This window comes from Proteus sp. HMSC14B05, from assembly GCF_001808035.1.
Lineage (GTDB): Bacteria > Pseudomonadota > Gammaproteobacteria > Enterobacterales > Enterobacteriaceae > Proteus > Proteus mirabilis.
In genome coordinates this window covers 222,306-244,679 of sequence record NZ_KV791986.1, presented here as the reverse complement: position 1 = coordinate 244,679, position 22,374 = coordinate 222,306, and the positions used below count along the sequence as shown (strand labels likewise).

The window sequence follows — 22,374 nt, the reverse complement described above, 5'->3', positions numbered from 1 at the left end:
TTATTAATAAAAAGCTAAATCTAATTTTATTTTTAAAGAGAGTGTTTTTTGATATAGGTTTATCTCTTACTCTGCGTGATTCTCTCGGTGACAGTTGCTAAACTATCATGTAATCTGCGCCCCTATTGCAGTTGGAGAGACTAATGAACGATTCTTATGAAGGTAAAAACGGCAAAGTAAAAGTGATGTATGTCCGCAGTGAGGACAGTGCCGATAATAAACCTAAAAAACCATCCCGCCGCCCTAATAATGCTCGTGGTGATACTGACCGTAGTCATCGTCGTGATGATAAACGCGGTGATAACAAATTTTCTCGTCGTGATGAACGTGGTGCAGGTAAGTCTTCAGGACGTAATCCATCACGCAGTGGATCAAGCTCCTCACGTGATAACAATAGTGAAGGTGGTAATTATTCTCCATGGAAAACGATTTCTCGTCCGGGAGATGAGCCATTAAAAGAGCATGATGGAATTACTGGTAAAAGCCAAATAGATCCCGAACAGCTTCGCCGTCAGCGTTTAGAAGAGACGCGTATCTATGGTGAAAATGCTTGTCAGGCTATGTTTAAAAACCGTCCAGAAGCCATTGTTCGAGCTTGGTTCTTACAAGAAGTAACACCTCGTTTTCGTGAAGCGTTAAAATGGATGGCGGCAAATCGTAAAGCTTACCATGTTGTTGAAGAAGAAGAGATGGTTAAAGCGGCGCGTACGGATCATCATGGTGGCGTTTGTTTCTTAATCAAAAAACGTGTTGGCCATGATGCACAAACCTATTTAAAAGATGCACCAACAAAAGATTGTGTCTTAGCGCTTGAAGATGTGGGTAATCCACATAATGTCGGTGCTATTATGCGTAGCTGTGCTCATTTTGGTGTGAAAGGCGTCATTTCTCCCGACTCATCAGTGCTAGAATCTGGTGCAGCAGTACGTACCGCAGAAGGTGGTGCCGAGTATATTCAAGGAATTGATGCTGATAATTTTGCTCAGACATTAGAGCAGTTTAAACAGGCTGGCTATACCTTAGTGACAACCTCAAGTCACAAAGGAAGTGTGCCACTAGCAAAAGCTCAATTACCTGAAAAAATGGTATTAATCTTAGGTCAAGAGAAGGATGGCTTAAGTGATAGCACGTTAAAACATGGGGATATGAGCATTTACATTGGTGGTACAGGCCATATTGAAAGCTTAAATGTCTCTGTGGCTTCTGGCGTGTTATTGGCTGAATGGTGGCGTCAACATCACGGCTAATTATTTAATTGTTAGATGATTTAAAAATCCCGCTGAATAATGAACTGCAGTCAGTTCACCATGTTCAGCGGGATTTTTCTTTAATTAACTAATCAATTCATTAATGGTTATTTACCCGGTGAGAATGGCGGTTTAGCAAACCAAACAACCACCAGCATTAAAATGAATATTCCTGCCGCTAGCCAGAAAATTTCATTCGCTGAAATAATCAGACCTTGTTCAGTGATTGTTTTAGCTAAATAAGCCGAGGTTTGTTCATCAGAAAGCCCCAATTCTCTCATCTGTTGAAAAGCCAATTGTGCATCGGGATCGAGTGGATTAATTTTTTCAACAAAGGTTTCATGATGTAATGACTCCCTTTGTGTCCAAATGGTTGTCGTTAATGACGCGCCAATTGCACCCGCTAAGGTTCTTAAAAAATTAGATAAACTGGATGCCGAGGCCATTTTCTCCGGAGGTAATCCCGATAAGGTCATCGTGGTTAATGGCATAAAGAAACATGCTACACCTAAACCTTGCCAGAATTGTGGCCAAGCAACTGTGGCAAAATCCATTCCGGGTTCAAAAGTATAAGCTCGCCAATAAAAACATACCGCAAACATAATAAAGCTAAAGCTAATGATATAGCGTAAGTCGACTTTTCCACCAAATTTTCCGATGATTGGTGTAATGATCAGCGGTAATAAACCAACAGAGGCTGCAGCTAAACCCGCCCATGTTGCGGTATAACCAAAGACTTCTTGCAACAGGAGAGGGAGCAACACAATAGTACCGAAATAGATCATATAAGCGAGACTAAGGGTTAAACAGCCAATAGTGAAATTGCGACTTTTAAACAGAGAAAGATCAATAACAGGGTGTTCGTCAGTTAACTCCCACACAATTAAGAAACTTAACGCCACTACAGCAATAATAGTAAGTACAATAATTTCAGTTGAATTAAACCAATCCAGCTCTTTACCTTGATCAAGCATGATCTGTAGTGCACCAACACCAACCACCAATAGTACGAGACCAATGGTATCTATTGGTTTAATTTCCGTTTTGGTTTCGCGACCCGCTAATGTATTTGAGATGCACATAATAATTAACACACCAAAAGGTACGTTAATAAAGAAGATCCATCCCCAATGGTAATTATCACTGATATAGCCACCTAAAATAGGGCCTAAAATAGGTGCAACGACAATGGTAACCGACCATAACGCTAATGCCATATTGCGTTTTGCTGGTGGATAGTTATTCAATAGCAAACTTTGTGATAACGGAATTAAGGGGCCTGCGACTAAACCTTGAAGTACACGGAAAAAGATCAGCATTTCTAAACTTTGAGAAATACCACACAGCCATGATGTTAAGGCAAATAGTGCTGTTGACCACATAAAGAGGCGTACTTCACCAATACGTTTTGCCAGCCAGCCAGTAATAGGAATTGAGATAGCATTTGCAACACCAAATGAGGTAATAACCCAAGTGCCTTGAGAATTTGATGCACCTAAGTTACCCGCTATTGTCGGGATGGCTACGTTAGCGATTGTTGAATCGAGAACTTGCATAAAAGTGGCCAGCGCAAGTGCGATGGTCATTATAGCAAGTTTTCCTCCTTGTAAGGGTTCTTTAATCACCTTTACACCTCGCTTTATCATCCTGCATTTTGTTCAATGATTTCATTAATCAATGAATTGATTTCTGACATATCAATAGTGAGTGCATCAGTATGATAAGCCGGTGCTTGACGTTCGCTCTGTGATAATACTTTTCCATCAAGATTAACGGTATCCACAGTCACTTCAGTGGATAAACCGATACGTAGCGGTTTTTCTGCAACTTCTTTTTCATCAAGGGAAATACGTACCGGCAAGCGCTGAACTACTTTTATCCAGTTACCACTGGCATTTTGTGCCGGTAATAGTGAGAATGCACTGCCTGTTCCCATATCTAATCCCTGTACACGACCATGGTAAATAACTTTTTTACCATAAAAATCAGTGGTTATTTTCGCGGGCTGTCCGATACGCATATTGGCCAGTTGCGTCTCTTTAAAGTTAGCGTCTATCCACATACCTGTGACAGGTACGACGGCCATTAACGGTTTACCCGGTGCAACTTGTGCACCAACTTGAACGCTACGACGTGAGACATAACCTTCAGCAGGACTTAGTATTTTTGTTCGTTGTAAAGCTAGCCATGCATTACGCACTTCTGTTGCAGCTTGTAATACAGAAGGTTGTTGTGCAATAGGCGTGGTTAAGATAATGGCTTGATTAGCATTATATTGCTCTTTTGCTACATCTAATGCCGCTTTTGCCGTGGCAACAGCTTCTCTTGCATGTTGGAGTTCTTCTTTTCCAATGACATTTCGCTCGCCTAATACTTCTCTACGACGCAGATCATTTTGCAATTTTGCCAATTCAGTTTCACGTAAAACAATATTCGCTTTTAATTGACGACCATTGATGATTTGCTGATGCATTTGACGGACACTATTTGCTAAAGCGGTTTTTGCTTTATCTAATGCAAGTATTTCATCACTATCATCTAATTGGACTAGAGGTTCACCTGCTTTTACGTAGTCTGTATTGTCCACATAGACAGTCGTTACCGAGCCTGAAATTTGTGGCATAACCATAATTTGATTGCCTGTTACGTAGGCATTATCTGTGGTTTCATGATGTCTAAGAACCATAAACCAGTAAGCGGTATAAGCGAGCCCCGCGAGAATAAAGATAAAAGTCAGTAGCAATAAAACATTTCGGCGAGTTCGTTTTTTATTGCGAATGGGAGCCTGAGGTGGATTTTTTTCCTCATTTACACTCATTTAGAAGATCTCCATAAACCAGAAAAAAGCATTATATATGTTTCCAGAATAAAATCCGGAAACATATATATTGGGCTTATATTAGAATAATAATTAGCACGAAAGGCCAATTATAAATGTGAATGAATATATTTGTTTATCAATTCATGTTGTAAATGAGGTTGGCGGTATTTGGTCAGGATATCGCAATGCCTCTTGCTCTTAGGCTACGTTTACTAGATGTAATGGTATCTAGTAAACGGAGTCTACTTTCGCACAAATGAGTGGCGAGTAGTTCTACGGCTTTGTCCGTATCTCTCGAACGAAGTGCGACAAATATTTCACGATGCTCATCCCACGCTGGATTAGACGGCGCTCTATCAAGCCATCGTGCTCGCGAAAGCCTACGTAGGGCATCATTTATTCCTTCAATAATAAATGCGTTATTACAAAGGCTTGCCAACTCTCTATGGAATCGTGTTCCAGCATTTTCCATGCTCTCTTCTGGTGAATCTACCGTGGTTTCTTTAAGCAGGCGTTCCAAATTGTTCAACTGTTCTTCGGTGATCTGGCTGACTGAAAGTTTTAATGCTGCTACCTCCAGTATTTCTCGGTAAATACATAATTGTTCGATTTCATCGGCATCGATTGGTGCCACTAACCAACGTATACCATCACGACATATAAGTCCCTCTGATTCCAACTTTTGTAATGCGGCTCGAACGGGAGTTCTCGATGCGTTAAATTTCGCTTCAGCCCAGCGTTCAGTTAACCGTTCTCCTGGGCCTAGTTCCATGTTGAGTATCAGTTTTCTTAATTGTTTTTCAACCTCTAACACTTGGCTCATAACGGCAATACTCTCCTAAAAATTGACAGTAAAATAAATTATCTATATGGTATACCAACTTGGTATACCAGAAAAGAATATTTCTATGACTCAATTATATAACAGCTTTTGGCGTCGAAATCTGCTCGTTTGCTTTATTGGTTCTTTTTCAACTGTTTTTGCAATGACCTTGATGTTACCGTTCCTCCCCCTATATGTTGAAGAGCTTGGTGTTCAAGGTCACGCCGCCATTGTCCAATGGTCTGGCGTGGCATTCAGTGCAACGTTTATCACTGCTGGCTTAATTGCTCCAGTATGGGGAAAGCTCGGTGACAAATATGGACGTAAATCGATGCTCGTAAGAGCCAGTCTTGGTATGGCGGTGACCGTCTCACTTATGGGAATGGTAACAAATATTTGGCAACTTGTCGGTCTAAGGCTATTAGTTGGTTTGGCGGGAGGATACTCATCTGGAGCAACTATTCTTATTGCAGTACAAGCTCCAAGAGAGCGTGTTGCTTGGGCGTTGGGCATTGTTTCATGTGGTGTAATGGCGGGTAATCTTATTGGCCCTCTAGCTGGAGGGTGGTTACCTGACTTGTTCGGTATTCGAAACACGTTTTTCTGTGCCGGTGCACTGATCTTTTTATCTTTTATCATGACCCTTACGCTTATCCGTGAAGATACGCCGAAATACATAAATACTACGACAAAAATGCAAGTGAGTTGGTCGCAGTTACCTGCACGATTTGTGATAGTTAGCATGCTTTGCACGGGGTTGTTGCTGATGCTGGCCAATATGTCGATAGAACCTATTATTACAGTCTATGTGCGTACACTCGTTAATGATCCTGCTCAGATAACTAGGGTTGCAGGTTATGTCATGGCCACTGCTGCCTTAGGTAGTATTATTTCAGCCTCTTGGCTTGGGAAATTAGCAGATAGGATAGGGCATTTGCGTATTATCACGCTGGCACTAGCTATAGCCGGTTTATTGCTGATCCCTCAGGCCTTTGTTACCTCTGGTTGGCAACTTATTATTTTACGTTTTCTTATGGGATTAGCATTGGGGGGATTGTTGCCTTGTATTGCGGCAGTAATACGTCATCACGTTCCAGAAGGAATGATAGGCAGTATCCTTGGCTATTCGGTCGCAGCCCAGTTTGCAGGTCAGTTCATCGGCCCGTTAATAGGTGGCGTTATTGGTGGTCATATAGGTATGCGCGCAGTTTTTCTGGCAACTAGTGTTGTCTTATTGTTGGGAGCCGCTTGGAATTTTAAATTACATCGTAATTCAGTTATACGCTGATGAACTTCGTTCTTCTTCACCTGTATATTTCGGAGATTTTATGACAACACAATTCAACAATAACAATAATAATATCGATAAAAATAGTGCTCTGCTGGTAATGGATTTTCAGACGACCATTCTTAATAATTTTCTTCCACAAGATCGTGCTGAAGATGTTATTCGTAATACATCATCATTAATTTCCGCTACGCGTGCAGCAGGCATACCGATTATCTATGTTAGTGTTGAGTTTCGTGAGGGGTATCCTGAGGTTAGTCAAAACAATATAATTTTCTCATCGATTAAAGACAATGGAATATTAATCACCAATAGTGAAAGTTCCGCTATTCATGATGATATTTTTCCGCAGGAAAATGAAATCGTTATTATTAAACGTAGAGTAGGGGCTTTTTCATTTACTGAGCTTGAGATGGTTCTTCGTACACAAGGTATTGAAACCTTGATCCTTGCAGGAGTCACGACCAGTGGCGTGATTTTATCTACAGTTAGTCAGGCATTTGACCTAGATTATCGTCTAGTGATTGCAAGTGATTGTTGTGCTGATCCTGATCATGACACACATGTTTTTTTACTCGAGAAAATCTTGTCTCAACATGCTGTTGTAACCAGTTCATCTGAAATATCAAAATATTGGGTATAAATAGCCTAAGTAGCCAATGTTACATAGAGCTTGTCGGTAGTATGATAGATTAAATATCAGACATGATTGAGTGCAAGGGCTGGGGAATGTTGGCTTTTGGCACAGAGCGACCTGTCAGATTTATGTTAGCTCTGTGCCATAGCTAGTCAGGTCAAATCTGAGCTAATACAGATTAGATCAATAAGTTTATTGATGGTGATGGTTATTCCTGCTGATTATCCGCTAATGTATCAAGTTGTAATAATAATTTACGCATTAGGGTTTCTAGCTGTTTTTGTTCACCTTCATCTAATACCGACCAAATTTTCTTTAAACATTCGTGCTGTGGTGGTAATAAGCTATTTAAAAACTCTTCTCCAGCATCAGTTAAATGAAGATGTAGACAGCGACGGTCATTATGACTTTCACGACGCTCAATCCATCCTTGTTTTTCTAATTCATCTGCAATACGAGTGGCATTTGTTCTTGATGAGCCTAACGCCGCACTCAATTCTGATGGTTGAATACTACGATTTTCCGTTGTATCTAAAATCATAAGTGCCATAAATAATGTCTCGTTAATGCCCTGAGACTTTAACATATTATTACGACTTTCAAGAAGTTTGCTCTGGACGTGCATAGACAGGCGAGTTAACAAAATTTCTTGGTAAGGAATATCTTTGTTAAGCGATTTCTGTTGTGTAGCGCGAGTGTTTAGTAGTTCTTCTGTTGGCGTAAATGAGCTTTCCATTTTTAGACACCTTGTTAGTTTCGATAATTAGGATAACGTTGTTATCAACATGTTAAATGGTATATTAAACACACAATTTAGCAATTTTTATTATTTATAGTCACTATGTTTTTTTGATTATGCTACCTGATTCATAAATTTTTTGAATGATAACATAAAAAAATCACTAGGTGCTTATCTATTTACAATAAGTTATAAAAATCAATTTATCCCTTATTTACTTATGAATAATAGTCTATTTAGGAAAAAATGGATCGATTTCTACGATAAAACACGTAATAAATTTATTTTACACTATAATGATTCTATTGTTAATAATACCACTTAGAAACTATGCCGTTTATGCTATATTGATATAATTGATATGTATTTCTTAATAAAGAATGAGATGATGATATACATAAATAGTAATCACGCTGTTAAAACATTTACGTTTTGTTCTGTTTAGAGGGGTATTGCTGACATAAAATACCCCTTTTGAGATAAGTTTTATGATTCAGATTGGATCACTGGATCATTTTTATAACCAAATAACCAAACCAGTAAACCTAATAAGCCAATGATTGCACCGGCGCTGGAAACACCAATCCAGCCATATTGGTGATAAGCGTAACCCGATAATAAAGAGCCTAGGGCGCCCCCGATAAAATAGCTAGTCATATAAGCGGCAGTAAGCCGATTTCGGGCATCAGGTAAAATACGGTAGATAGTGCTTTGGTTAGTGACATGAACACCTTGAACGGCTAAATCTAATAAAACCACACCAATAATAAAACTAATCAGTCCAATCCATTGATAATAAGGGGCGATAACAATAAGTCCCCAACAAATGAAGAGAAGAATTAAACCTGAAGTAGTCGTTTTTTTACCTTTGCCTTTATCAACCCATACACCCGCTTTACCTGCCATTAGTGCTCCCGCAGCACCGACAAGTCCAAACAAGCCAATAACTGCATCGGAATAATTAAAGGGATCAGAAGCGAGTAAAAAAGCCATTGATGTCCACAGTAAACCAAAGTGGGCAAAGATAAGTGCACCAATCAGTGAGCGGGTACGTAATACTGGGGTCGTGGCAAACAATTTAAAAATAGAACCGAGCAGTTGAAAATAATTTAAATTTGTTTGGCTTTTATAGGTAGGTAAACAGCGCCATAGTGTAATAGCTAAAATAGCTAGAAAAACACTTGCTAGCCAGAAAATGCCCTGCCAATTAGTAAAGGAAGCCATCAGCCCTGACGCTGTTCTTGCCAGTAAAATACCAAGTAAAAGCCCACTCATAATAGTACCTACCGCTTTTCCTCGTTGATGAGGTGCAGCAAGTGTAGCGGCAAAAGGAACCAGAATTTGGGCGACGACCGAGAACATACCTGATAGGGCAGTACCAATTAACATAAGCCAAATATTAGGTGCCATTGCCGTAATTAATAAGCCGCTCGCTGAAATCAGCGTCATGATAACAATCAGTGAACGACGTTCAAAAATATCGCCAAGAGGAACCAATAGCATTAAACCTAAGGCATAACTTAATTGTGCTGTAGTGACAATAAAGCCAGCTAAAGTGGCAGAGATATGAAAATAATTTGCAATTGAATCAAGTAGCGGTTGTGCATAATAGTTACTTGCGACAACCATGCCAGTGGCAACGGCCATAAGTAAAATAAGGCCTTTACTAAGAGAGGTTTGTGGTGCTGTGTTTTCCATAATACTGATCACAAATTATTTGTAAGGTAAATGATAGTAACATGAGTCATTTTTTTGCGGAAAGAATTACTGTGATAGCAATGTTCAATCAATCGGGCATGAAAGTTTTTAATCTATTTTTATAATAGATTAATATTAAAAGTAAAATGTGATTTATTCTCAGCAGATAACCGCATATTTGCATCATTTATTATGCTAAATAGATAAATAGCCCCATTCCCTCACTGTTCTGATTAGACAAGTATTAATCCATATAGTAACCAATGTTATTAGTTAATTATATCATTAATATTAAATTATTTAGTTATTCTGTTTTAAATATAGCTCGTTTTTAGTTTAGTTAACTTTTTTATGGTTTGGATCAAAAAAAGCTATGTAATGATAATAATTATCATTAACATGATTGTGTTGTTAAATGTATTTTTAGCTATTTATTTGCGTATTAATAACCATATAAAAGATACTATTATGAACTTTTTGTTAATTAAGCATGAGCCTCATTTTCAGGGAATGGGGGCCGTTTCATTTTCATCTCATGCGATTTTTTTATTACTCACTACACTTGCTTCGTTTAATAGCGTTGCTTCACAAAGCACAGAAAAAACATCACAAACTCAACAATCTGAAACTGTGGTGCTTGATCCTATTTATGTTTCCGGAAAATTAAATTCGAGTGTTGAAGCAGGAAGCACGGCTTTGACATTAAAAGATATCAATAGAATTCAGCCAAATAATATCGCTGAATTGGTAGATAAATTACCAGGGATTTCTTCATCTGGCTCACCAAGACCTGGCGGGCAAACTTTAAATATTTGGGGAATGGGCAATCCGGAAGATGTGAAAATCACTCTTGATGGTACACCGAAGACGTTTGAAAAATATCGTCAAGGTTCCATATTTATCGATCCTGAATTAATTAAACGCCTTGATGTCGATAAAGGGCCACATAATATCACCCAAGGAAATGGAGGATTTGGTGGCTCCGTACGGATTGAAACGAAAGATCCGGATGACTTACTGTTACCTGATCAGCATATTGGTATGTTTTTAAAATATGGACATCATACTAATGATAGGCAAAATCGTTATAGTGGTGCGATATATGGCAAGCTAATGGATGGAACGGCTGACGGTCTATTTTATTTTAATCGTCGTAAAAGTGATGATTTACGTCGTCCTGATGGCACTAAATTTGGTTATTCACAATCAGATCAAGATTCGTTTTTAATTAAAACCAATGTCTATTTAACAGACGCACAAACATTAACTTTATCAGCATCAAGATCTGTCAGTGATGGCTGGACGCCTTGGGCTGCGAAGCGAGATGAACTGGCAAAACCGAGTCAATATGATGTTGATAAATATGGTTTTGATGGAGCGATGAAACGTAAGTTAGTTTATCGTGACCAAAAAGATGACACTGTGAGTGTGAAATGGAATATTCAGCCAATTGATTCTGACCTGATTAATTTCACATTGACTTATGGTTATTCAAATACCAAACAGAATGATAAACGCCCTGATAATGCGAGTTCTTATCTAAGTAGTAGTATGGGTAACCAAAGTTGGGTCAACTATAAAAATCATCAAATTGAAGTGAAAAATGAAAGTACCGTGATGCAAGGAGCTACCGAACATGTGATTTTAGTAGGAGCGCGTTGGCACCGTAATGATCGTAATGTGTTAATGTTTACGCGGGATAAAGCGAAAAATCCAAATTATAATTATGGCTATTATGCACCACCTTATATGCCAGAAGGGACGCAAACAACCACGAGTTTTTATCTTCAAGATTCAATTAGTTATCGAACACTAACCCTCACGCCTGGTGTGCGTTATGATATAGTGAAAAATCAAGGAGTAGGGAGTCGAGCGAAGGTTTATCAAGATCCTAATCCCTATTACGGTCATGATTATAGTGATGTAACTTATCGTGGCATTACACCTCATTTGGGTATTTTATGGAAAGCGAGCCCCAATATTAGATTTTTTGGTGATATAACTCATACATGGCGTGCGCCGTTAATTGATGAACAATATGAAGTGCAAGCCAGTATCTCTAGTTTGACAGGCACGAGTCGCCATTTAGATAAAGAGACCGTTACCGCAACACGGATTGGCGCCATTGTTGATTTTGAAAATGTTTTCCAACAAGAAGATCAGCTGCAACTTCGAAGTACATTTTTTGATACCCGTGGGAAAGATGAGATATTCCGTCGTCGCGGTGTCTATTGTGAAAGCGGAAAAGTAACCGGAAACAATGGAAGTTGTCCTCCTTCCCTTGGAAATTATCGCAATTTACCTGGCTACCATATTCAAGGTATGGAAATAGAGGCATTTTATGACAGTGCTAATCTCTTTGGTCGCTTAGCGTATTCGACAATGAAAGGTAAACGCGATCAATCTCCTCGTGATCCGTGGTTTGGACAAAAAACATGGATTGCAGAAATTCAACCGGATGCATTACATGCCACCCTTGGAATGAAAATCCCACAAATAAATATGGTTGCTGGGTGGACAGGGGACTTTATTGGCGCTCAACGTCGTTCACCGATGGATGCTGATCCGGCTGCTACTTATTGGTCATTACCAAAAAGTAAAGGCTATGCCATTCATGGACTATTCGCTAATTGGAAACCTGCTTTTATCGATAATACCGAGATACGTTTTACTGTCGCCAATTTATTTAACCGTGATTATTACCCTTATTTAGGTGAGTCGGTATCTGGTACTGGGCGAGATTATCGCTTTACTGTGGTTAAAAGTTTTTAGTTAGACAACAGGACAACAGCCATAAGATAAAAAAAGCAGAGCATATTAATAATGCTCTGCTTTGACGTTATTTAAGGATTATCACTATTAATTAGCCGCTTTACGCGCTTCTTCTACCCAGCCATCAAAGGTTTTTTGATGTGCTTTGATCCACGCGTTAGCATGACGTTCAATATCTGCTTGTGATTTTTGACCATTATGCATACGTAAGTTTTGGGCGTTGATATCAGCCACTGAAACTTTCATTATTTCAAATAACTTAGCAGCAGCAGGGTTGGCTTCGGCCCATTTTTTATTTGCTGCGATATGCATTGTACTCGGTGGGAAACCGTAGTTTTTACCGTTTGGTAAGGTTGTATCGGTTTTGTCATCTCCCGGTAATGAAGAGAAGGGAACTTGTAGCCAAACGACATCTTTACCCGGCTTTAATACATCACTTATCCAGTACGGTGTCCAAGTATAATAGAAGATAGGTTTACCTTCTTTGTAACGAGTAATGGTATCTGCCATCATTGCCGCATAGTTACCCTGATTATGGGTGACTGATTTCTCTAAATCATAGGCTTTTAAGTGATTATTAATAGCTTCTTCACAACCCCAGCCAGGGTTACAACCGGTTAAATCTGCTTTTCCATCACCATTGGCATCAAATAATTTGGCAATTTTCGGATCTTTAAATTGCTCTATATTAGTGATGTTATATTTTTCAGCCGTTTTTTTATCGATTAAGTAACCTTGGGCTGCATTAACCACATAATCACCTTTACGATAAAATGTGTTATCGCCACCTGCGGCTTCATATTGTGAGTTATGCAAAGGTACCCAACTAACCGCCATAAAAGTGGCATCACCATTAGCAATAGAAGAATAAGCTACGTTGTAGTCAACTTCTTTAATGGGTTGCACTGTGTAGCCGAGTTTTTCGAGTGCTTTATTGACAATGAGTGTCTGAAAAGTTTCTTCAGAAATAGTACTTTGTACCGGTTGAACCGAAACCCCTTTACCGGGTAAATCAGCAGCGGATAACTGAGTGCTTATCAGTGTGGCGGACAATACTGTTGCCCAGAGAACTGGATTACGCATAGTTTTTCCTTCTGTTGTGATGGGTAAGAGATAATAGTCGCTGTGTCGTGCTACTGTTATCTCTTATATTAATTGAATAAATATGTTTGATTGTTAGTTAATCTTATTGCCAGTATGAGTTATGCGGCTTTTTTACCAAACAGGCGGCAGATCAAACCAATCGGGCCTGTCATATACCAGCGTCTATTACCTTTCAGGCGACTATTTTGGCCTAAAGATTGAGTTAAGCGGTCAAGAATAATCGCGAGGATCACAATACCAGCACCACCTACAGCCGCTAATCCCATATCTAGGCGACCAATACCACGTAATACCATTTGACCTAAACCACCAACGGCTATCATTGATGCGATAACAACCATTGACAGTGCTAACATTAAGGTTTGGTTTACCCCTGCCATAATTGTTGGCATTGCCAGCGGTAATTGTACTTTAAACAACATTTGTCGAGGATTTGCCCCAAATGATTGAGCCGCTTCAATGAGATCTTCCGGTACTTGTTTGATACCTAAAATAGTTAATCGCACTATCGGTGGTAAGGCGAAAATAATCGTGACAACTACACCGGGTACGTTACCAATCCCGAATAACATCACGATAGGTACTAAGTAAACGAAAGCGGGTGTTGTTTGCATGGCATCTAAAAGTGGTCTGACAATTTTTGATGCTCTGTCACTATGTGCAAGCCATATCCCTAAGGGGAGACCAATAATCAGGCAGAATAGTAATGAGGTCAGCACTAATGCAAGGGTTATCATCGCTTCAGACCATGCACCAATAGCACCGATTAAGATCAGTGAAATAAAAGCGCTTATTCCCATCACCTTACCTGAAAGTTGCCATGCAATCAGTGAAAATAAAATAATCGCAACAGGTGCAGGCATTGAGGTAAGAAAGTTTTCAAAGCCACCTAATACTAAATCGACTGGAACGCGTATCCCTTGGAAAATAGGACGAAAATGCAGCACAATCCAGTCAATACCATCCGTTACCCAAGAATCTAGTGGGATCAGCGTATGATTAAATGGATCCATAATATTAAAGTGATCAGGTGTACTTTCTGTTGGCATGGCATCTAGCCAATCAGTACCAGAAGAGAGATCACTGCCGTCAGTGCCACTCCCTGTACCCCAAGGATCAGCATCAGCTCCACCGGTATCACCGCCAGCGCTACTACTCCAAGGGTCGGTATCAGTAGTGTTGCTATCCGTGGTTGCCCAAGGATCATTGTCTGTATCTGTGTTGTTATGCGTTTCTTGCGCTGAATTTTGTGTTGTATTGGCGTTTTCTGTTGCCGCTTCTTGAGTGTCCGTTTCCCAAGGATTGGCTTGGTTATTTGTCTTACTCATTTGGTGTCTCCTTATCCAGTGCTTGTAACAACATTCCTTTCGAAATTAAACCGATATAACGGTTTTTTTCATCAATAACAGGGATCGCACAGGGAGATTGCGCAACAGTAGAAATCAGTTCATTTAATGGTGTATCACCATTAATCGCACAAGGTTCAGTTAAAATAGCGGATCCAATAGGTTGCTTCGCTTTTAATGCTTCTTCAAGAGAAGTGACAGAAACAATACCTGCAAATTTCCGTCCTCGCTCAATTAAATAACCAAAGTTTCTATCTTCATCTTCCAGTACTTTTAATGCTGAACGGGGACCAAAACCTGGCGCAATATGCAGTAGTGTTTCTGGGCGACGTTTAGCAATATCTTTAGCGCTAAATACATGACTGATATCAACGCCACGGAAGAAGGTACGTACATAATCATTGGCTGGATTATTAAGAATTTCATCAGGGGTACCTATTTGTACCACCACACCACCTTGCATAATCGCGATACGATCGCCAATACGCATGGCTTCATCCAGATCATGAGAAATAAATACAATGGTGCGTTGTTTATCACCCTGTAAGCTTAATAACTCATCTTGCATTTCTGTTCGGATTAATGGGTCAAGTGCGGAGAATGCCTCATCCATTAATAAGATATCAGGATCATTGGCCAGTGCACGAGCAAGCCCAATACGTTGTCGCATCCCACCGGATAACTCATCCGGCCAAGATTGAGCATGAGAGCTTAAGTTAACTTGCTCTAATGCTGCCATGGCTTTTTCATAGCGCTCTTCTTTGCTAATGCCTGCAAGCTCCATACCAAATGCTGTATTATCGAGTACATTCATATGAGGCATTAAAGCGAATGATTGAAACACCATACTGATTTTTTTACGTCGAACTTGTCGTAAATCTTTATCAGACATGGTGGTGATGTTTTCACCATCAATAAGGACTTCGCCTTTAGTGGGATCTATCAGACGATTGAGAAGGCGCACTAATGTAGATTTACCAGAGCCTGATAATCCCATGATGACAAATATTTCGCCTTCTTCAATGGCCAGATTGGCATTTTGCACACCAACGGTTAACCCTGTTTTATCAAAGATTTGGTCTTTGTTCATACCAGATTCTAATAATTCAAAGGCACGTTTAGGGTGCTCACCAAATATTTTATATAGGTTTTTTACTTCGAGTTTAATTGCCATGCAATATCTATTTTCCTATTTAAATATGAAAGGAATAAATTAAATGTTAATAAATTAGTTTGTTGTTTTTCCTAAATTGAGATTTTTAGTAGGGGAATTACCCTATCATAATGAACAAGCCTGACAACCCTATGTTAATTATAATTAAACAAATAATTTTGTGATTTTTTTAGGTTTTTTTTGATAATTAATATTTAAATAAAGTAAAATTATAGAAAAGAAAGAAGTCAAAAAAACCATACTAACTGTATGAAATAACATTATTTTTATTCAGATGTTAATTTTAATTATCATCACAATAGAAATAACAACAAAATAAAAAAATGTAAAAAGATACTAATAAAATAAAAATAGAAAAAAATGCATTAACATTAAAAAATCTTATGATTTTTAAGGGGTGATCTTAAGTTATCGATAACTAGTCATAAAAATCATTCGTAAAAAATTGATAATTCTGGTTAATGGGACGGTAAAAATCACACAATCAGGTTGTTTTTCAAGCAAATAAAAAGGCACTAAAAAATAAGTTTTATTTTTCAGTGCATTATATTAATCGATTAATTCATAATTAATATGAATGTATTCTGTTTTTTTACTATAGAGGGTTAGCTAGAAATCCCAGTCATCATCTTCGGTATTGATCGTTTTACCGATAACATAAGAAGAGCCTGAGCCAGAAAAGAAATCATGATTTTCATTTGCATCTGGCGATAGTGATGAAAGTATTGCTGGACTAACATTAGTTATTTCATCTGGAAATAGTGCTTCATAACCTAAATTCATCAGCGCTTTATTCGCATTATAATGAAGGAATTTTTTTACATCTTCTGTCCAACCGACAGAGTCGTAGAGATCTTCTGTATATTTAACTTCATTATCATATAAATCTAATAATAATGAGAAAGCAAAGTCTTTAATATCTTGTTTCTCTAATGATGATTTATTTAATAACTGATTTTGGAATTTATAGCCAATATAATAACCATGCACAGCTTCGTCACGAATAATTAAACGAATTAAGTCGGCTGTATTGGTTAATTTCCCTCGACTTGACCAATACATTGGTAAATAAAATCCAGAATAGAATAAAAAAGACTCTAAAAATACACTGGCAATTTTTTTCTTTAATGGATCACTATCTTGATAATAACGCAGAATAATATCTGATTTCTTTTGCAAATAGGTATTTTCTTCACTCCAACGATAAGCATCATCAACATCTGTTGTTAAGCAGAGTGTCGAAAATATCGAGCTATAAGAGCGAGCATGTACCGCTTCCATAAAACAGATATTCGATAATACCGCCTCTTCATGAGGAGTCTGAGCATCAGGCATTAAGGTTGGTGCCCCGACCGTATTTTGTATCGTATCGAGCAGTGTAAGCCCTGTAAATACACGGATAGTCAACTGTTTTTCAGCTTGGGTTAAGGTATTCCATGAAGGTATATCATTAGAAAGTGGAATTTTTTCGGGTAACCAAAAATTCATGGTTAAACGGTTCCAAACTTCTAAATCTTTTTCGTCTTCAATACGATTCCAATTTATCGCATTAACACGACTTAAATAAGATGCAGACATAGTAACACTTTCCTTATCATTATTATTAAAGGGCGCATGAAACACAGCCTTTTATTTCTGTGCCGGCTAATGCTGTTTGTCTAATACGAATGTAATACAAGGTCTTTATACCTTTACGCCATGCATAAATTTGTGCTTTATTAACATCCCTTGTGGTTGCTTCATCAGAAAAGAATAATGTTAGCGACAATCCTTGGTCGATATGTTGTGATGCTTGGGCATAGGTATCGATAATTTTTTCTGCGCCAATTTCATAAGCATCTTGATAAAAATGACGGTTTTCATTGGTCATAAAAGGGGCGGGGTAATAAACCCGACCGATTTTACCTTCTTTTCTTATTTCAATCGGTGCCACAATGGGGTGAATACTCGATGTAGAGTGATTGATATAAGAGATTGATCCTGTTGGTGGTATTGCTTGTAAGTTTTGATTATAAATACCGTGAGTCATAATCGAGAGCTTAAGTTTTTGCCAATCTTCTTGGGTTGGAATATGAATATTGGATTGGCTAAATAGCTGGTGGACTTTTTGGGTTTTAGGTAACCACTGTTTTGATAAATATTTATCAAAATACTCCCCAGTGGCATATTTTGACTGTTCAAACCCTTTAAAGCGCTGTTTAGTCTCTATCGCTAATTGGTTAGAGGCTAAAAGGGCATAGTATGTTACGGTATAGAAATAGATATTGGTAAAATCAAGTCCTTCTTCTGAACCATAATAAATCCCTTCACGGGCTAAATAACCATGTAAGTTCATTTGCCCTAAGCCAATGGCATGAGATGCTTGGTTGCCTTTTTCAATAGAAGGTACAGATTCTATTTTAGTCATTTGTGCCACACTCGTCAGTGCTCTGATGGCAACATTTACGGTATGTGCAAAATCTGGTGAGTCCATCGCCATGGCGATATTCATTGATCCGAGATTACAGCTAATATCATGACCAATTTGTCGATAACTTAAATCAGGATTGTATTCACTGGCACTATTTACTTGTAAGATTTCTGAGCATAAATTGCTCATATTAATTCGGCCCGCAATCGGATTTGCGCGATTGACGGTATCTTCAAACATAATATAGGGATAACCTGATTCAAATTGAATTTCAGCTAAAGTTTGAAAAAATGCCCGTGCTTTAATTTTTTTCTTACGTATCTCTGCATTGTTGACCATTTCAGTATATTTTTCGCTAATACTGATTTCTGACATAGGAACGCCATATACTCGTTCTACATCATAAGGTGAAAATAGATACATATCTTCGTTGCGTTTAGCTAATTCAAAGGTGATGTCGGGAATAACGACACCTAATGAAAGCGTCTTAATACGTATTTTTTCATCAGCATTTTCTCGTTTTGTATCTAGAAAATGATAGATATCAGGATGATGAGCATGGAGATAAACCGCTCCAGCACCTTGTCTTGCGCCTAATTGATTGGCATATGAGAAGGCATCTTCAAGCATTTTCATTACCGGTACTACGCCAGACGATTGGTTTTCAATGCGTTTTATGGGGGCTCCTGCTTCTCGTAAATTAGTCAGTAAGAAAGCAACACCTCCGCCACGTTTCGACAATTGCAACGCAGAATTGACTGCTCGGCCAATGGACTCCATGTTGTCTTCGATACGTAATAAAAAACAAGAGACCAATTCGCCACGCTGTTTTTTTCCACAATTTAAGAAAGTAGGGGTTGCAGGCTGGAAACGGCCACTAATTATCTCATCGACAAGGTGAGTGGCGAGTTTGGTATTCCCCTGTGCTAGGGTTAAGGCAACCATACAAACACGATCTTCATAGCGTTCGAGATAACGCTCACCATCAAAGGTTTTTAAGGTGTAACTGGTGTAGTATTTAAATGCACCTAGGAACGATTGAAAGCGAAATTTTTTGCTATAGGCATGCTTAAAAAGCTGTTTGATAAACGGGAAATCGTACTGCTCTAATACTTGTGCTTCGTAGTAGTGTTGTTGCACCAGAAAATCGAGCTTTTCTTTTAGATCATGAAAAAACACCGTATTTTGATTAACGTGTTGACGAAAAAAATGGTGGGTGGCTAATTTGTCTTTATCAAACTGGATATTGCCTTGCTCATCATAGAGATTGAGCATGGCATTTAAGGCGTGATAATCGAGTTGTTCTATAGAATGGGTCATGTTTTTTATCTCATTCACTTTTTAGTCATTATTTGCTTGCTGACCAAAATGTGCTTAATCCGGTTTTTACACGTTTAACATCTTCAGGCGTACCAAGTAACTCAAAACGATAGAGAAAAGGGACTTGGCATTTTTGTGCAATAATGTCACCTGCTAAGCCGTAAGCAGAGCCAAAATTGGTATTTCCTGAAGCAATAACACCGCGTATTAATTGGCGATTTTCAGGGATATTTAAAAACTGGATCACCGCTTTAGGCACTGCGCCTTTAACGCCACCGCCACCATAAGTTGGGCAGAGCAACACAAAAGGTTGTGTGGCTTGTAGTGGTTCATCCTCTTTTATCCTTGTCGCTTGTAGATTAAGTTTTTGTACGAAGCGGTGACAATTTTCTGAGCGACTAGAGAAATAAATTAAAGGGGCAGTCGATTGCATAAGTTGCTCCTTTAGCGCGCTATTTGACGAATTTTATCTGGGCAAAAGCCAGACCAATGTTCGTCACCATTAACGACAACCGGTACTTGGCGATATCCCATAGAAACTATTTTTGCTAATGCTTGAGTGTCTTGGGTGAGATCAACCGCAGTGAAAGGAATTTTTTGTTGTTGTAATGCGCGCTCGGTTGCACTGCATTGAACACAATTTGGTTTGGTATAGAGGATCACAGACATAGAATAACCCTTATAAAAATGTGAATGTGTCTGCTCACAGTCACAATGAAAAGTGCTTAAATACTATATATAGGTTTATTCTTTTTCAACCACACTAGATATGGTGTTTTTTATTCTTGATAATGATTATTATTAAAATTAAGCAGTTAGCAGATTTATTTTATTTTCTTATCGCTCATTTGAGCAATTTTTATTAGGTATAGTAGAAAATTAGATGATTGATTTACTTACAAAGCATGTTTTAATCTTGATGATACAGACAAATCAATAGAGAACACATTATGTACCAAGATTATCTCAATACGCCGAAAGGTTTTCCAAAGCCTTATATATCCATTACCGCAGATGATGATGGCATCACCAGCCTTAACTTTGTTAGTGAAAAAGAGGCGTTAGTTAATTCAAATGCCATAATTGACCTGTGTATAAAACAGTTAAAAGAGTATTTTTCGGGTAAACGAACCCTATTTTCAGTGCCACTAGCGCCAAAAGGAACCGAATTTCAAATACGCGTTTGGCAGACTTTACAGTCTATTCCTTATGGTGAAATTTGGAGTTATAAAAAGTTGGCACTTACATTAGGTTCCGTCAACTATTGCAGAGCGGTAGGAATGGCAAATTCACGTAACCCAATCTCGTTAATTATTCCTTGCCATCGCGTCATTGGTCATAATGGTAAGTTAGTAGGCTATACTGGGGGACTTGATATCAAACGTTGGCTATTACACTATGAAAAAGTGGATATTGATGAATAGTTCATATTGTAAGTATTAAGCACTATTTCTTAAGTGATTAATGGCTTAAGTTATGGGATTTGTCTGAATAATAATCGTTTAACAGAAAAAAAATACGCGTTTCGTGATCTAGACTGTGGACAGCGAATCATCATTTTTGTTTTACTATAGCCAACGCAAAACGCTTGCGTTTATTTTCTATTTTAAAGGTAAACTTGATGTCTAAATTAAAAGGTAACGTTAAGTGGTTTAACGAAACTAAAGGTTTTGGTTTTATCACTCCAGAAGATGGCAGTAAAGATGTGTTCGTCCACTTTTCCGCTATTGTTTCAGAAGGTTTTAAAACACTTGCTGAAGGTCAAAAGGTAGAGTTTGAAGTTACTGACGGCGCGAAAGGGCCATCTGCTGCAAACGTTGTCGCTATCTAATTAACGACTTCTCCAAAAGTAAAAAACGTTTTTGAAATGACCCCCAATAGTTGGACAACCAATTATTGGGGGTCTTTTTATGTCAAATACAGGGGGGATTTAAACATCATCATTGCCAATCAATGGTCAGCGGATGAAGCATTTCAGACACTTTCTGAACAGTATTTATTAAAATAAATTAAAACTATTTTACTAAAAGCTGACTATCTTGTTCTGCCTTCTTTTTAGCCTGCTGAAAACGAAGAAGTAACTCATTTTTCTGGACTTTAATAGCGTTATAGTCAACATTGTCGTTTTTCTTTTTAGATATTTGTTTGTATAACAAAATAAGCCTCCTCAACGTAAACATTTAAATTTTTCGATTCAGCGTACTTATTAATTAATCGAATATAAACTCTTCTGAGCTCTTCACTGTATGCTTGGAAAGTCAAAATATCTATTTTTTCAGTTTGTGCTATCAAAAGAATAATGTCAATGAGTGTTATGTAAAGATACCGAGTTTCTGATGATGTCAAATTAATTGAATCTGGCGGTTTATCAAACATATCACAATTTTGATAGTTTTCAGTCTCTATATTATAAAAACTAACAACACTAATAGTTAAATTTTTTATATTTTCGGCATATAACTTATTAATTAATGAATGATAATTTTCATCTCGGCAAAAAATAAGCCTGTAAATAACACTCCTTTTCCTATTATTGGAAAAAATAAATTTAATATCTATATATTTAAAGATATCAAAACCAATAAGCTCATCATGTAAAATGTAATGTGAATGGTGAGGCATTTAATTTCTCATTATTATAAAAATAATTGAATTAATTTAATAACAATTAAATCATCAAGATACCAACAAAAAATTTCATTTATTAGATATAAAACCCTCATCAAAAACAATAATAAAAAACCTAAAAATAACAAAAATTGAAAATAGATAATAATAAATTAAACTGTTTTCTTAAAAATACTATTTGAAATACTCTAATAGTTGGACAACCCATTATTGGGGGTCTTTTTATGTCAAATACAGGGGGGATTTAAACATCATCATTGCTACTTAGGGTGACAATGCTTGCCACACTGCATAACTCTCGCTCGTTTTGATGATGAAAAAAGACTTGAGAAATTTAAAGAGGAGCTTGCGTATTTAGCTGCGGGAT

Annotated in this window: 19 protein-coding genes; 6 read left to right on the top strand and 13 right to left on the bottom strand. The window is 37.9% G+C overall.

Annotation, left to right across the window (positions count from 1 at the left end):
- Positions 1-143: 143 nt before the first annotated feature.
- Positions 144-1,247, top strand: coding sequence for a tRNA/rRNA methyltransferase (locus HMPREF3129_RS09890; protein ID WP_036919923.1), 1,104 nt, complete (start codon positions 144-146; stop codon positions 1,245-1,247).
- A gap of 107 nt (positions 1,248-1,354) precedes the next feature.
- Here HMPREF3129_RS09890 and emrB read toward each other — a convergent pair whose 3' ends face one another.
- The 3 genes from emrB to HMPREF3129_RS09875 form a co-directional block, all read right to left on the bottom strand.
- Positions 1,355-2,872: a multidrug efflux MFS transporter permease subunit EmrB gene (emrB, locus tag HMPREF3129_RS09885; RefSeq protein WP_004247419.1), complete on the bottom strand. Its 1,518-nt coding sequence runs from the start codon at positions 2,870-2,872 to the stop codon at positions 1,355-1,357.
- A gap of 17 nt (positions 2,873-2,889) precedes the next feature.
- Positions 2,890-4,065 (bottom strand): multidrug efflux MFS transporter periplasmic adaptor subunit EmrA, encoded by a 1,176-nt coding sequence (emrA, locus tag HMPREF3129_RS09880; protein ID WP_004252255.1) that lies wholly within the window; start codon positions 4,063-4,065, stop codon positions 2,890-2,892.
- A 175-nt stretch (positions 4,066-4,240) separates the two neighbouring features.
- Complete coding sequence (locus tag HMPREF3129_RS09875) at positions 4,241-4,891, bottom strand: GntR family transcriptional regulator (protein WP_004247421.1); 651 nt, start codon at positions 4,889-4,891, stop codon at positions 4,241-4,243.
- An 85-nt stretch (positions 4,892-4,976) separates the two neighbouring features.
- Between HMPREF3129_RS09875 and HMPREF3129_RS09870 the strand changes: the two genes are divergently transcribed.
- The gene (locus HMPREF3129_RS09870; RefSeq protein ID WP_036919924.1) at positions 4,977-6,179 is read left to right on the top strand and encodes an MFS transporter; all 1,203 of its coding nucleotides are present in this window, start codon (positions 4,977-4,979) and stop codon (positions 6,177-6,179) included.
- Positions 6,180-6,219: 40 nt separating this feature from the next.
- Complete coding sequence (locus HMPREF3129_RS09865) at positions 6,220-6,822, top strand: cysteine hydrolase family protein (protein ID WP_004246084.1); 603 nt, start codon at positions 6,220-6,222, stop codon at positions 6,820-6,822.
- A gap of 202 nt (positions 6,823-7,024) precedes the next feature.
- Here HMPREF3129_RS09865 and mprA read toward each other — a convergent pair whose 3' ends face one another.
- Together mprA and HMPREF3129_RS09855 are read right to left on the bottom strand one after the other, a co-directional pair.
- Complete coding sequence (gene mprA, locus HMPREF3129_RS09860; protein WP_004246081.1) at positions 7,025-7,552, bottom strand: transcriptional repressor MprA; 528 nt, start codon at positions 7,550-7,552, stop codon at positions 7,025-7,027.
- 489 nt (positions 7,553-8,041) lie between these two features.
- Positions 8,042-9,253 (bottom strand): MFS transporter, encoded by a 1,212-nt coding sequence (locus tag HMPREF3129_RS09855; protein ID WP_026090528.1) that lies wholly within the window; start codon positions 9,251-9,253, stop codon positions 8,042-8,044.
- Between the two features lie 378 nt (positions 9,254-9,631).
- On the opposite strand from HMPREF3129_RS09855, the gene HMPREF3129_RS09850 reads away from it, so the two are divergent.
- On the top strand, positions 9,632-12,025 hold the full coding sequence (locus HMPREF3129_RS09850) for a TonB-dependent hemoglobin/transferrin/lactoferrin family receptor (protein WP_036905839.1): 2,394 nt from the start codon (positions 9,632-9,634) through the stop codon (positions 12,023-12,025).
- Positions 12,026-12,112: 87 nt separating this feature from the next.
- Here the strand turns inward: HMPREF3129_RS09850 and proX are convergent, their stop codons facing one another.
- The 7 genes from proX to nrdH form a co-directional block, all read right to left on the bottom strand.
- Positions 12,113-13,108: a glycine betaine/L-proline ABC transporter substrate-binding protein ProX gene (gene proX / locus HMPREF3129_RS09845; RefSeq protein ID WP_004247424.1), complete on the bottom strand. Its 996-nt coding sequence runs from the start codon at positions 13,106-13,108 to the stop codon at positions 12,113-12,115.
- Between the two features lie 119 nt (positions 13,109-13,227).
- Complete coding sequence (gene proW / locus HMPREF3129_RS09840) at positions 13,228-14,457, bottom strand: glycine betaine/L-proline ABC transporter permease ProW (RefSeq protein WP_004252252.1); 1,230 nt, start codon at positions 14,455-14,457, stop codon at positions 13,228-13,230.
- On the bottom strand, positions 14,450-15,649 hold the full coding sequence (gene proV, locus HMPREF3129_RS09835; RefSeq protein ID WP_004247426.1) for a glycine betaine/L-proline ABC transporter ATP-binding protein ProV: 1,200 nt from the start codon (positions 15,647-15,649) through the stop codon (positions 14,450-14,452). The genes proW and proV overlap by 8 nt, the downstream gene beginning before the upstream one ends.
- 609 nt (positions 15,650-16,258) lie before the next feature.
- Positions 16,259-17,227, bottom strand: a complete 969-nt coding sequence (nrdF, locus tag HMPREF3129_RS09830; protein WP_004247427.1) for a class 1b ribonucleoside-diphosphate reductase subunit beta — start codon at positions 17,225-17,227, stop codon at positions 16,259-16,261.
- Positions 17,228-17,252: 25 nt separating this feature from the next.
- Positions 17,253-19,379, bottom strand: coding sequence for a class 1b ribonucleoside-diphosphate reductase subunit alpha (nrdE, locus tag HMPREF3129_RS09825; RefSeq protein ID WP_004252248.1), 2,127 nt, complete (start codon positions 19,377-19,379; stop codon positions 17,253-17,255).
- 28 nt (positions 19,380-19,407) lie between these two features.
- Positions 19,408-19,812 carry a class Ib ribonucleoside-diphosphate reductase assembly flavoprotein NrdI gene (nrdI, locus tag HMPREF3129_RS09820; protein ID WP_004246072.1) on the bottom strand — a complete coding sequence of 135 codons (405 nt, stop codon included), beginning with the start codon at positions 19,810-19,812 and terminating at the stop codon, positions 19,408-19,410.
- 11 nt (positions 19,813-19,823) lie between these two features.
- Complete coding sequence (nrdH, locus tag HMPREF3129_RS09815; protein ID WP_004246071.1) at positions 19,824-20,048, bottom strand: glutaredoxin-like protein NrdH; 225 nt, start codon at positions 20,046-20,048, stop codon at positions 19,824-19,826.
- Between the two features lie 281 nt (positions 20,049-20,329).
- Between nrdH and HMPREF3129_RS09810 the strand changes: the two genes are divergently transcribed.
- Complete coding sequence (locus HMPREF3129_RS09810; RefSeq protein ID WP_004246069.1) at positions 20,330-20,803, top strand: methylated-DNA--[protein]-cysteine S-methyltransferase; 474 nt, start codon at positions 20,330-20,332, stop codon at positions 20,801-20,803.
- Between the two features lie 197 nt (positions 20,804-21,000).
- Entirely contained in the window at positions 21,001-21,210 is a 210-nt protein-coding gene (gene cspE / locus HMPREF3129_RS09805; protein WP_004246068.1) for a transcription antiterminator/RNA stability regulator CspE, read from the top strand.
- Positions 21,211-21,512: 302 nt separating this feature from the next.
- On the opposite strand, the gene HMPREF3129_RS09800 is transcribed toward cspE, so the two are convergent.
- Entirely contained in the window at positions 21,513-22,001 is a 489-nt protein-coding gene (locus HMPREF3129_RS09800; RefSeq protein WP_004246061.1) for a hypothetical protein, read from the bottom strand.
- Positions 22,002-22,374 lie beyond the last annotated feature (373 nt).

Coding starts and splice junctions, on each gene's coding strand:
- HMPREF3129_RS09890 (WP_036919923.1), top strand. CDS start 144: ATGAACGATTCTTATGAAGGTAAAAACGGCAAAGTAAAAGTGATGTAT.
- emrA (WP_004252255.1), bottom strand. CDS start 4,065: ATGAGTGTAAATGAGGAAAAAAATCCACCTCAGGCTCCCATTCGCAAT.
- HMPREF3129_RS09875 (WP_004247421.1), bottom strand. CDS start 4,891: ATGAGCCAAGTGTTAGAGGTTGAAAAACAATTAAGAAAACTGATACTC.
- HMPREF3129_RS09870 (WP_036919924.1), top strand. CDS start 4,977: ATGACTCAATTATATAACAGCTTTTGGCGTCGAAATCTGCTCGTTTGC.
- HMPREF3129_RS09865 (WP_004246084.1), top strand. CDS start 6,220: ATGACAACACAATTCAACAATAACAATAATAATATCGATAAAAATAGT.
- mprA (WP_004246081.1), bottom strand. CDS start 7,552: ATGGAAAGCTCATTTACGCCAACAGAAGAACTACTAAACACTCGCGCT.
- HMPREF3129_RS09855 (WP_026090528.1), bottom strand. CDS start 9,253: ATGGAAAACACAGCACCACAAACCTCTCTTAGTAAAGGCCTTATTTTA.
- HMPREF3129_RS09850 (WP_036905839.1), top strand. CDS start 9,632: ATGATAATAATTATCATTAACATGATTGTGTTGTTAAATGTATTTTTA.
- proX (WP_004247424.1), bottom strand. CDS start 13,108: ATGCGTAATCCAGTTCTCTGGGCAACAGTATTGTCCGCCACACTGATA.
- proW (WP_004252252.1), bottom strand. CDS start 14,457: ATGAGTAAGACAAATAACCAAGCCAATCCTTGGGAAACGGACACTCAA.
- proV (WP_004247426.1), bottom strand. CDS start 15,649: ATGGCAATTAAACTCGAAGTAAAAAACCTATATAAAATATTTGGTGAG.
- nrdF (WP_004247427.1), bottom strand. CDS start 17,227: ATGTCTGCATCTTATTTAAGTCGTGTTAATGCGATAAATTGGAATCGT.
- nrdE (WP_004252248.1), bottom strand. CDS start 19,379: ATGACCCATTCTATAGAACAACTCGATTATCACGCCTTAAATGCCATG.
- nrdI (WP_004246072.1), bottom strand. CDS start 19,812: ATGCAATCGACTGCCCCTTTAATTTATTTCTCTAGTCGCTCAGAAAAT.
- nrdH (WP_004246071.1), bottom strand. CDS start 20,048: ATGTCTGTGATCCTCTATACCAAACCAAATTGTGTTCAATGCAGTGCA.
- HMPREF3129_RS09810 (WP_004246069.1), top strand. CDS start 20,330: ATGTACCAAGATTATCTCAATACGCCGAAAGGTTTTCCAAAGCCTTAT.
- cspE (WP_004246068.1), top strand. CDS start 21,001: ATGTCTAAATTAAAAGGTAACGTTAAGTGGTTTAACGAAACTAAAGGT.
- HMPREF3129_RS09800 (WP_004246061.1), bottom strand. CDS start 22,001: ATGCCTCACCATTCACATTACATTTTACATGATGAGCTTATTGGTTTT.